This is a genomic window from Phycicoccus elongatus Lp2 (genome assembly GCF_000367525.1).
GTDB classification, from domain to species: Bacteria; Actinomycetota; Actinomycetes; order Actinomycetales; family Dermatophilaceae; genus Phycicoccus_A; species Phycicoccus_A elongatus.
The window spans coordinates 699,152-710,417 of the sequence record NZ_HF570956.1 but is presented as its reverse complement, the minus strand read 5'-3'; the positions used below and the strand labels follow the sequence as shown (position 1 = coordinate 710,417).

Sequence of the window (11,266 nt, the reverse complement as noted above, 5' to 3'; positions counted from 1 at the left end):
CCCCCCCGCCGCTCTGGCGGCGTCCGGGGACCGGGTCGAGATCCGTCCGATCTCCGGTGGCCTGCTCATGCAGCTGGTCGACCGGATCGACGCCGTCGCGACCGACGAGGCCGGGACGGTCACCGGCGGCGACGACGCCGCCCACTGGCGGCTCGTGGCCGGTGCGGCCGCGGACGACGCGACGCTGGCCGACCTGCAGTTCGCGTGGCGGGCGGTGCGCGCGGTGAAGTCCAACGCGATCCTGCTCGCCCGCGACGGCGCCTCGGTCGGGATCGGGATGGGTCAGGTCAACCGGGTCGACTCGTGCCGCCTCGCGGTGTCGCGGGCCAACTCCGGGCCCGATGGGGCCGAGCGGGCACGCGGCGCAGTAGCTGCCTCGGACGCCTTCTTCCCGTTCGCCGACGGCCTGCAGATCCTGCTCGACGCGGGCGTGCGTGCGGTCGTGGCGCCCGGTGGCTCGGTGCGTGATGCCGAGGTCATCGAGGCGGCCGAGCGCGCCGGCGTGACGATGTACTTCACCGGGACGCGCCACTTCGCCCACTGACCCCTTGTGTCCGGCAAGGTGGTTGCCCTGGTGTCAACTCGCCGGACGTGACGAGGGGGGACTGCGCTACGTCCGGCAAGGTGACGGCATACCAACCACCTTGGCGGACGTAGCGGGGGGTCAGGCCTTGGCGGGCGGGCGGTAGCCGGTCGGCTCACCCTGGCCGAGGTCGACGATCGCAGCGACCGGGCCGCCGCCCTCGGGGCCCTGGTGCGCCGCCGAAACCGACACGAAGACCGCCGGGTCGCCCGTGACCGATGCCGTCACGCCGCCGACGCATGACTTGATCTGCCGGTGCCAGTGCACGTCGGAGTCGTCGAGCATCGCGTTGCGGCGACCGTGGACGGTGCCGTCCTGCGAGGCCTCGCACTTGAGGAAGACGTTGACCAGGCGCCCGTCGATATCGGACCAGTGCGCCCGCTCGGGCAGGTCGAGCCCGGCGTCCTTGATCGCGGCCCAGATGCCGTCCTGGTCGAGGGCGTCCCGCATGACCGAGTGGCCGATCCGGTAGCGCCCGCCGATGCCGCGCGCGTTGCCGACGACGACGACCTGCGCCTGGTCGAGCTCGACACCCGAGGAGCACGAGGCCACCGACGAGTAGAGCTCGCGGTTGTGCATGACGTCGGCGTCGGTCGGCATGTCGATCTCGCCGAGGGCGACGGCGATGCCCAGGCCGGTCGCGCCGTTGGACAGGTCCATCGACTCGTGGGTGTGCTCGGTCCAGACCGTCTTGCCTCGGGACTTGGCGTCGCGGATCGTGTGGATCGTGAGCAGCGGGGTCTTGGTCTGGACGTAGTGCACGTCGGCCGGGTCGGTGATGCCGGCCCGCTCCATCGCCACCTTCACGGCGGCCGCGACCTTCTCGATCATCGGCGTGTAGCCGATCTCCTCGGGCAGCAACTTCTCGCTCATCGCGAAGCCGGCCGTGAGGCGCGGCTCGTCGGTCTGCTCGGCCTCGTCCGCCGGGATCGTCGCCAAGATCGTGGCGTGCGGACTGATGACGCCATCGGTGCCTCCGGACCACACGATCGGGACGCCCTTGACCTGCTCCTCGTCGACGCCGTGCTTGCGCAGCACGTCGCGGAAGGCGGTGTCGGCGAGGATCCGGGTGTAGTCGTTGACGCCGCCATTGCCCTCGGTCTTGCCGATGATGGCGATGACGCGGCCGGCCTCCATGACCCCGGACGTGATGAGCTCGTCGAGCCCGGACGCGTCGGACACGGTCTTGATCGGTACCTTGCGGACCTCGATGGGTTCGGGCACGGTCTCTTTCCTTTCCTGGGGTGTTCGATCGGTATGCCGCGGGGCCGGCTACCGCTACGCGGATCCGGCTGCGGGGGAAGGGTTCGCGATGACCGTGCCGGCGCGCCCCTCGAGCGCTTCGCCGATCCGGTCCAAGGAGGTGATGGCGCTTCGCGGGCCACCAGCCTCCACGAAACGGAGCGCGGCCTCGACCTTGGGGCCCATCGACCCGGAGGCGAACTGTCCGTCAGCGGCGTGAGCGCGCATCTCGGCAACCGTCACCGACCTCAGGTCGCGCTGGGTGGGGGTGCCCCAGTCGACGGCGGCGTTGGCGACGTCGGTGGCGATGACCAGGACGTCGGCGTCGACCGACCGGGCGAGCAGGCACGCCGTGAGGTCCTTGTCGATCACCGCCTCGACACCGTGCAGTCGGCCGTGCTCGCCGGCCACGACCGGGATGCCCCCACCGCCTGCTGCGACGACGGCATACCCCTGGGAGAGAAGCGTTCTGACGGTGCCCGCCTCGAGGAACTCCCGCGGTTCCGGTGAGGCGACGAGCCGGCGCCACCCACGCTCGCCGCGGTCCTCCCACGTCTGGCCGTGATCGATCATGGTTCGGGCGGCCTCGGCGCTGACGTAGCGGCCGATCGGCTTGCTGGGATGGGTGAAACCCTGGTCGTCGGCGTCGACGCGGGTGCGGCTGACCAGGGCGGCGACCGGTGTCGCACAACCGCGTTCGGCGAGTGCACCTTCCAGCTCGTCAAGGATCGTGAAGCCGATCGTCCCCTGGGTCTGGGCACCGCACCAGTCCAGGGGGACCGGGGGGACGACCGCTGCGGCCAGCTCGTTCTTGACGAGGAGGTTGCCCACCTGCGGGCCGTTGCCGTGGGTGACGACGACCTCGTGCCCGGCGGCGATGAGGTCGGCTGTCGCCGCCATCGCCGTGTGGATCGCCGCGATCTGGTCCTCGGGCCGGGCGCTGCCGTCGGGCGAGGTCATGGCATTGCCGCCGAGGGCGATGACGACCCGCATGCGTCCTCCTCGACCAGTCGCGCCGGGCCGGCTGCCCGTCGTGGGGACGAGCCTAGGGAACCTGCGTCACACGCGACCTTGGCACACCTTGTCGCAAGCCCTCCGTGGCGCTTGGCACTCCTCGCCCACCCCTCACCCCAGCCCGAGGTTGCGGTAACGGCTGTGGCGGGCCGCGAGGCGCGACGCCGGCTTCATGGCGCTCAGCTCGCCGAGCTCGTGGGCGATGACCTGGGCGAGGCGCTGGCAGAAGGCTTCCGGTTCGTCGGCGGCGTCGGGGCGCTCGGCCACGATGCGGTGCACGATGCCGTCGGCGAGCAGGTCGGTCGACCGGACTCGCTGCTGGGCGGCCAGCTCGGGGGCGTGGGCGGTGTCGCGGTACAGGATCGCGCTGGCCCCCTCCGGCGGCAGGGGCGAGAGCCAGGAGTGCTGGGCGCTGATGACCCGGTCGGCGGGCATGAGGGCCAGCGCCCCACCGCCGGTCCCCTGCCCGAGCAGGACGCCGAGGGTGGGCTCCGCGAGGACGACCAGCTCGGCCAGGCAGCGGGCGATCTCACCGGCCAGACCGCCTTCCTCGGCTTCGCGGGAGAGCGCCGCTCCGCTGGTGTCGATGATCGAGACCAGCGGCAGGTCGAGCTCGGTCGCCAGGCGCATCCCACGTCGTGCCACCCGAAGACCGCTGGGGGACAGGGGTTTCTCCGGAGTTTCCCGGCGCCGATCCTGACCGAGGACCACGCACGGGACCTCGCCGAACCGGGCGAGGGCAAGGAAGAGTGACCGGTCCCATTCGCCCGCGCCGGTGCCGAAGAGGGGCAGCACGTCGTGGGCGCCATACCGGAGCAGCTCGCGCACCCCGGGCCGGTCGGGGCGACGCGAGGCAGCGATCGACGTCCACGCGTCGACCTCCTCGAGTGGCTCGATCGGCACGTCGGCGACGACCTCGGGCGAACGGGGTGCGAGCACCAGGTCGAGGAAGCGGCCCGCGACCTGGGCCAGCCCTTCGACCGGCAGGACGGCATCGAGCAGGCCGTGCTCGTAGAGGTTCTCGGCGGTCTGGACGCCCTCGGGGAAGGGCTGCCCGTAGAGCGCCTCGTAGACGCGTGCACCGAGGAAGCCGATCGTCGCCCCCGGCTCGGCCACCGTCACATGGCCCAGGGAGCCCCAGGAGGCGAACACCCCACCGGTCGTCGGGTGGCGCAGGTAGGTGATGTAGGGGAGCTTGGCCGCCTTGAACGCGGCGACGGCCGCGCTGATCTTGACCATGGTGACGAAGGCGGGCGTGCCCTCCTGCATCCGGGTGCCGCCAGAGGACGGAGCGGCGAAGAGGGGAAGGCCCTCGCGGGTCGCGCGCTCGAAGGCGAGGACCACGCGCTCGGCACTCGTGCGGCCGATCGAGCCGGCAAGGAACCGGAACTCACCGGCGATGAGGGCCACCCGGCGACCGCCGATGCGACCTTCGCCGGTGATCACCGACTCGTCGGTTCCCGCCTTCGCCGCCGCCTCGGCGAGCTCGGCGGCATACGCACTTCCGTCGGCCGCGACCGGCAGTGGCGCGTTGTCCCAGGAGCCGAAGGTGCCCTCGTCGAGGACCGCCTCGAAGAGGGCGCGTGCCCCCAGCCGTCGCGGGGGCGGCTCACTCATCGTCGGCGAGCCAGGTGCGGATGGCTTGGGAGTGCTCGCCGAGGCCGGGCGGGGGAAGGTTGTCCGCGCGGCCGCCGGCGTAGGGGTTGTCGTCGAAGCGCAGCGGTGACCCCGGGACGGTGATCTGGCCCAGCACGGGATGGTCGAGCTTCTGGAGCAGGTGCTGGCTCGCGACCTGGTCCCACGTGTAGACCTCGTCGATCGTCCGGACCTTCCCCGAGGGGACGCCGACCCGGGCGCAGGTGGCGAGGACCTCTTCGCTCGTGTGCCCGGCGAGGGCCTCGTTGACGCGGGCGACGACGGCGTCGCGGTTTTCGACCCGTTGCCGGTTCGTCTCGAATCCCGATGTCGTTGGGTCGATCCCGAAGGCCTCGGCGAACTTCACCCAGAGGCTCTCGGCCGCGCAGGCGACCTGGACCGGGCCGTCGGACGCCTGGAACAGCCCGTAGGGAGCGATCGACGGGTGGTGGTTGCCCTGGGCCCGACCGACCTTGCCGCCGACGAGGTAGTTCGTGCCGTGCATGGCGTGCGCGCCGATGACGCTGGCGAGCAGCGAGGTGCGCACGACGCGGCCCAAGCCGGTGCGCTCGCGCTCGTAGAGGGCGGTGACGACGCCGAAGGCGCCGTTCATCCCCGAGAGGAGGTCGCCGATCGGCACACCGACCCGCTGCGGGTCGTCCGGGTCGGAACCGGTGACGGACATCAGGCCCGCCTCGCCCTGGGCGATCTGGTCGTAGCCGGCCCGTCCGCCCTCGGGACCGTCGTGCCCGAAGCCGCTGATCGACAGCACGACCAGGCGTGGGTTGAGCTCGTGGAGGCGCTGGGTCGAGAAGCCGAGCCGGCCCAGGACCCCGGGGCGGAAGTTCTCGATGAGCACGTCGGCCCGCTGCGCCAACCGGGTGAGGACGTCGCGGCCGTCGTCGGACTTCAGGTCGAGGACGATCGACTCCTTGTTGCGGTTCGCGGCGAGGAAGTAGGTCGAGATGTGCGCGTCGTCGGGGCCGACGAAGGGCGGGCCCCAGCCGCGGGTGTCGTCACCGGTGTCGGACTCGACCTTGATGACGCGCGCGCCCATGTCGCCGAGCATCTGGCCGGCCTGCGGGCCGGCCAGGGCACGCGACAGGTCGATGACGAGGATGCCGTCCAGGGGTGCACTCATGGAGCCACTCTGCCAGCGGGTGCCCACCCCAGCCTTGGCACCCCTTGCCGAACGGAGTGGTATGCCGTGGGCGCAGGTCGCCAGCACGCCGCCCTCCCGCGTTTGGACCTGCCCGGGTTTGCACAGACGGTCAACGACCTGCGCAAACGCCGCGGTCAGACGTAGTCGTACTCACTGGCAGCGGAACCGCCGGCGAGCGCGGCATACCCGGGCCCCCGGTCGAAGAAGGGGGCGTCCTCGCCGCGGTCGCCCCGCAACTGCCCTCGGAGCGCGTCGGAGGCGGCGACGTCGATGACCGGCTCGTCCTTGGTGCCGCTCGCGACGACGCCGTATGCCGTGCGCGCACCCTCGAAGGACACCTTGCCCCAGCGCAGGTCGCGCTCCACCTCGTCGTAGGGGCGCTCGAGCGGGTCGCCCCAGCCGCCGCCGCCGGTCGTGCGGATCCGGACGACCTGGCCGGCGCGGATCGGCTCGGCATCGGCGAGGGCGTCGACCTCGCGCTCCTCCGGGCCGCCCGGGTCGATCGTCACCTGGAAGGGTGCGCCGGCCTTGCCGCCCTTGACGCCCCAGCAGGCGAGGATCGAGCGGTCGGCGATCGACATGAAGTGCGCGTCCTTGACCATCCGGATGTGCTTCTCGTAGCCCAGGCCACCCCGATAGCGGCCTGCGCCACCGGAATCCACCGCGAGACCCAGCCGCTCGACGATGAACGGGAAGCGCCCCTCGGTGAACTCGGTCGGCAGGTTGCGGGAGTCCGGGACGACGTGGATGGTGTCCTCGCCGTCGGCGTAGTAGCGCCCACCGGAGCCGCCGCCGAGCACCTCACGCATGAGGTAGTCGTTGCCGTCGCGGTCGTGCCCGTAGACGCCCGTGTAGCGGATCGTCTCCTGGTCGGCAGGCATCTTGCCGTCGACGGCCTTGGCGACGACGCCGGCGAGCACCCCGAGCAGCCGCAGGATGACGAAGGTGCGGGCATTGGTCGGGCCGGGGTGGATCGGGGTCAGCAGCGTGCCCTTCTCCGGGAAGCGCATCTCGATGAGTGGCACGATGCCCTCGTTGACGTCGAGCTCGGCCATCCGCTCGGGGGTGTCGGCGAGGTTGCGCAGGATCGGGGCGAGCCACTTCTTGAGGAAGTTGCCGCCGACGTAGTCGCCGCAGTGGTTGATCGGGCCCTTGGCCTGCGGCGCGGTGCCGGTGAAGTCGAGGATGAGCCGCGGCCCGGCGGGGCGACCGTGCTCGGGGTCGGCTGGCGCGTCGCTGACCTTGGTCAGGGTGATCCGCTGGGTGTGCAGCTTGGGGTCGTCGACACCGTCGTGCTCGGCGTAGTCCTCCCAGACGTAGGTGCCGTCGGGGATCTTGGAGAGGATCTCGCGCCGGTAGGTCTCCGTCGTCGCGTCGAGGATGGCGTCGAAGGCCGCCTCGATCTGGTCGCGGCCGTAGCGCGCGAAGAGCTCACCGAGGCGACGGGCGCCCATGAGGCAGGCCGAGCACTCCGCATCGAGGTCTGCGGCAAGGGAATCGGGCATCCGCGAGTTTCGGGTCATGATGCGCAGGGCGCTCTTGTTGGGCACGCCCTGGTCCCACAGCTTGATCGGCGGGACGGCCAGGCCCTCCTCGTAGACGCTCGTGGCACCCGAGGGCATCGAGCCGGGGCAGCCCCCGCCGATGTCGTCGTGGTGCCCGAAGGCCTGGACGAAGGCGACGACCTCGCCCTCGTGGAAGACCGGGACCGTGACGCAGAGGTCCGGGAGGTGGCCGATGCCGCCCTCGGACTCGTAGACGTCGTTGTGGAAGAAGACGTCGCCCTCCTTCATCTCCGCGAGGGGATAGTCGCGGGCGACGGGGTGGACGAGCGCGGAGTAGGAGCGCCCCGTGAGCTTGCGCAGCTGCCGGTCGTGGATGCCGGCGCGGAAGTCGTGGGCGTCGCGGATCATCGGGCTACGGCTGGTGCGCCCGATGGCGGTCTCGACCTCCATCTCGACACTCGCCAGAGTGCCCTGGACGATCTCGACGAGGATCGGGTCGACCGTGGTCCCCTCCGGGGTCAGCCGCCCCCCGTGCTCGTATGCCGTGGGCAGCCCGGCCGGGTTCGCCGGCGCGGCGGTGAAGTAGGCCGGGTCGACGGCGCTGCCGCCGCGGGGGTTGCCGTCGGTCAATGTCGAAGCGCTCATCGGGCGCCCTCCTTGCGGATCACGAGGTTGCCGAAGTCATCGACGCGGACGACGAAGCCGGGGTGGACGGGAATGGTCGAGCCGAACTCCTCGACGATGGCCGGGCCACTGAACTGGTCTCCCGCGCCGAGTTTCGCGCGGTCGTAGACATCGGTGGTCAGGTAGCCGTGCTCGGCGTCGAAACACACCTCACGCCGCCCGGACACGGCCTCTCTCACCGTTGCGTCCGGCACGTGGACGTCCTGGCCACCATCGTGGCGGACGTTGCGGGGGAGGCGCTGGATCTCGGGCCTGGTGATCGGGCCGATGCCGGTGACGCGCAGGTTGACCCATTCGACCTGCTGGGTCGGGTCGCCCCGGAAGTCGTAGCCGTAGAGCTGCTTGTGCTCGGTGTGGAAGCGGTCGGCGACCTTCGCGGCATACGCCTCGTCGACGATGCCATCTGGAGCGGGGACGCGGACCTCGAAGGCCTGCCCGACGTAGCGGACGTCGACGGTCCGCACGAAGCGGTGGGTGTCGGCGGCGAAGCCCTCCTTGTCGAGGGCCCGCCGGCCGCGTTCGGAGAGGTCGTCGAAGATCGCCTGCACGGCACCGAAATCGAGCCCCGACTCCTTGGTGACGTGGGTCTGGACGTAGTCGTTCTTGACGTCGACGGTGAGCAGCCCGAAGGCGCTGACATTGCCCGGGTTGGGCGGGACCACCACGCCGGCGAGGTCGAGGATGTCGACGAGCCGGCAGGCCAGCAGCGACCCGGAGCCGCCGAAGGTCGTCAGCATGAAGTCACGGACGTCGAGGCCTCGCTTGACGCTGACCTGGCGCAGGGCGTTGGCCTGGTTCCACGCGCTGATCTCGAGAATGCCTGTGGCGCACCGCTCGAAGTCGAGCCCGAGGTCGTCGGCGAGGGCCTCGATCCCGCGCCGCGCCGCCTCCACATCGAGGGGGATCTCGCCGCCAAGTAGGTGCGGGGGGATCCGGCCGAGGGTGACGTGCGCGTCGGTGATCGTCGGCTGGGTGCCGCCCTTGGCGTAGCAGAGCGGGCCGGGGTCGGCGCCGGCGGAGTGTGGGCCGACCTTGAGGGTGCCCTCGGGGGAGAGCCAGGCGATCGAGCCGCCACCGGCGCCGACGGTGACGACGTCAATCATCGGGATCTTGCTCGGGTAGGCGCCGACCGAGCCCTCCGTCGTCAGGGTGGGCTCGCCGTCGAGGACCACGGAGACGTCGGTCGAGGTGCCGCCGCCGTCGCAGGTGAGGATCTTGGGGAAGCCGGCGACCTTGGCGATGAGCGCGGCGCCCAGGGCGCCGGCGGCGGGACCGGAGAGGACGGTCGTGATCGGCTGGTGGACGACCTCGTCGGCCGACAGGACACCGCCGTTGGACTTCATGACGTAGAAGGGGATCGGGCGGCCACCGGTGAAGCCGTCGAGCCGCTCGTGGATGTTGGTCACATAGCGGCTGACGTTGGGCTTGACCGCGGCGTCGACGAGGGTGGTCATCGAGCGCTCGTATTCGCGGTATTCGCGCAGCACCTCGCTGGAGATCGAGACGACCGCTTCGGGGTGCTCGCGGCGCAGGATGTCGCGCATCCGCAGCTCGTGCTCGTCGTTGGCGTAGGCGTGCAGGAAGCAGACGCCCAGGGTCGTGATGCCCTGCTCCTTGAACCAGCGAGCGGCGGCGACGGCGCCCTCCTCGTCGAAGGGCCGCAACTCGGCGCCGGTGAAGTCGAGTCGGCCACCGACGGTCTTGACGCGGTCGGCCGGGACGATCCGGTCCGGCTTGACCCAGAAGTAGGAGTTGCCGTAGCCGTCGGGCACGGACTGCCGGGCGATCTCGAGCATGAACTCGTAGCCCTCGGTGGTGATGAAGCCGAGCGCCTCCACCTTGCCCTCGAGCAGCTTGTTGGTGGCGACCGTCGTGCCGTGGCTGACGGCGGTGATGTCGTCACCCGTCGCGCCGACGATGCCCAGGATCTTCTCGATGCCGGCGATGAACCCGTCGGCGGGATTGCCTGGGGTGCTGGGCGTCTTGGTCGTCACCAGGGTGCCGTCGCCCTCGTCGAAGGCGACGACATCGGTGAAGGTCCCACCGGTGTCGATGCCGATCCGGATGCGTCGCTGCGTCCCATCACTCATGAGGACGATCCTGCCGCTATGACGCGCGCCTTGCCTTGGCAGTCATTGCCAACCAAGGTGCACTGCTCCGGCAACCCTCGCCACCGGCATACCTCCCAGGGAACAGATCTCGCACGGGCCCACAGGTATGGGTGTGTCCCGGTGCGAGATCTGGTCGGGTGGTGTCACTCCTCGGTGGCGGGCTCGCTGAAGGAGTGGTGCTTGTGGGGGAAGGAGGTGCTGGCGGCGCGCTCGAGCTCGTCACGGTGGCCGCGGATCAGGTCGAGGTTGCGGTCACGCAGGTGGTCGAAGGCCTGGCCGATGTTGGACCCCGGCGTGAGCGATGCCAAGGCCTCCTCCGGGTCGAGCCGAGCGCTCACCCACCCCTCGTGGGTCGCCGCCTTGGCCATGATGTGGGCGACCGGAGTGACGATGTGGCTGTTGCCGAAGTAGAGCACTCCGGCCGGGTCGGCGCCCACGGCGTTGGCGCCGATGACGTAGACGTGGTTGTCATAGGCCCTCGCGCGGGAGGTGAGCTCCCAGATGTCGGCCGACCGCAGCAGCGCCGACGGCCGGCAGATGACCTCGGCGCCCTGCACCGCTTGGATGCGGGACAACTCGGGGTAGTCGCCGTCGAAGCAGATGATCATGCCGATCTTGCCCAGATCGGTCTCGCACACCGCCACCGTGTCGCCCGGGGTCACCCAGCCGCCACCGGTGACGATCTCCGAGCAGAACGGGTGGGTCTTGCGGTAGCGACCGAGGATGCTGCCGTCGGGGCCGATGAGCACCGAGGAGTTGTAGACCACTGCAGGGGAGGGCCCCCGCTCGTAGGTGCCGACGCACACGTGCACACCGAGTTCCTGCGCAGCGGAAGCGATCGGGGCGACCACCGTCCCCTCGGCCGACCCGGAGGCGGGCAGTTCCGTCATCAGCTCCCACAGTGCCTCGGCCGCGATGCCGGGCGTGAAGCCGGTCGTCGCCGACTCGGGCAGGACGACGAGCTCGGCGCCCGTCGCGGCCACACAGTCCCGGACGTATGCCGCGCACTTGGCGACGTTGGCGGCCACCGACTCCGCGGTGAGCGGCCCGGCGACCGGCGCGAGCTGGACGGCGGCGGCGGTGAAGGCCCTCATCGGCGCCGACCGAGCCGCGAGCCGATGAGCACGCCGATGCCGACGAGCAGGCCACCGACGACGGTGCCCAGGGCGAAGCCGGCAGCACCCTCCAGCGAGAGGTTGGCGTTCGCGGTCGCGGTCGCGGTGCGGCCGGCATACGACTGCCCGACGACTGCGGGCGCGCCCGCGGCAACGGGCGCGTCCCCGCCGGCCCCGCCCTCGACGGGGACCTGCTCCGGCCGCTCGCCGGCGAT

General features: G+C 71.0%; 8 protein-coding genes and 1 pseudogene. 1 reads left to right on the top strand and 8 read right to left on the bottom strand.

Translation table 11 applies throughout. The features are described from left to right. A pseudogene (gene purH / locus BN10_RS03385) lies at positions 1-544 on the top strand (bifunctional phosphoribosylaminoimidazolecarboxamide formyltransferase/IMP cyclohydrolase); the annotation flags it as partial. 120 nt (positions 545-664) lie between these two features. Here purH and bar read toward each other — a convergent pair. From bar to BN10_RS17190, 8 genes are all read right to left on the bottom strand, one after another. Further along, positions 665-1,807 carry a barbiturase gene (bar, locus tag BN10_RS03380; RefSeq protein ID WP_010849757.1) on the bottom strand — a complete coding sequence of 381 codons (1,143 nt, stop codon included), beginning with the start codon at positions 1,805-1,807 and terminating at the stop codon, positions 665-667. A 54-nt stretch (positions 1,808-1,861) separates the two neighbouring features. Then, positions 1,862-2,818: a carbamate kinase gene (locus tag BN10_RS03375; RefSeq protein ID WP_010849756.1), complete on the bottom strand. Its 957-nt coding sequence runs from the start codon at positions 2,816-2,818 to the stop codon at positions 1,862-1,864. Positions 2,819-2,950: 132 nt separating this feature from the next. Further along, positions 2,951-4,456 (bottom strand): carboxyl transferase domain-containing protein, encoded by a 1,506-nt coding sequence (locus BN10_RS03370; protein ID WP_010849755.1) that lies wholly within the window; start codon positions 4,454-4,456, stop codon positions 2,951-2,953. Then, positions 4,449-5,615 (bottom strand): CaiB/BaiF CoA transferase family protein, encoded by a 1,167-nt coding sequence (locus BN10_RS03365; protein ID WP_040752403.1) that lies wholly within the window; start codon positions 5,613-5,615, stop codon positions 4,449-4,451. Before BN10_RS03365 ends, BN10_RS03370 begins: the two co-directional genes overlap by 8 nt. A gap of 155 nt (positions 5,616-5,770) precedes the next feature. Then, on the bottom strand, positions 5,771-7,786 hold the full coding sequence (locus tag BN10_RS03360) for a hydantoinase B/oxoprolinase family protein (RefSeq protein WP_010849753.1): 2,016 nt from the start codon (positions 7,784-7,786) through the stop codon (positions 5,771-5,773). Continuing rightward, the gene (locus BN10_RS03355; protein ID WP_010849752.1) at positions 7,783-9,915 is read right to left on the bottom strand and encodes a hydantoinase/oxoprolinase family protein; all 2,133 of its coding nucleotides are present in this window, start codon (positions 9,913-9,915) and stop codon (positions 7,783-7,785) included. Before BN10_RS03355 ends, BN10_RS03360 begins: the two co-directional genes overlap by 4 nt. A 164-nt stretch (positions 9,916-10,079) precedes the next feature. Continuing rightward, positions 10,080-11,030, bottom strand: a complete 951-nt coding sequence (locus BN10_RS03350) for a carbon-nitrogen hydrolase family protein (protein ID WP_010849751.1) — start codon at positions 11,028-11,030, stop codon at positions 10,080-10,082. Then, the coding region (locus BN10_RS17190) for a hypothetical protein (protein ID WP_040750886.1) at positions 11,027-11,266 on the bottom strand (240 nt) is incomplete at its 5' end. The genes BN10_RS17190 and BN10_RS03350, both read right to left, overlap by 4 nt.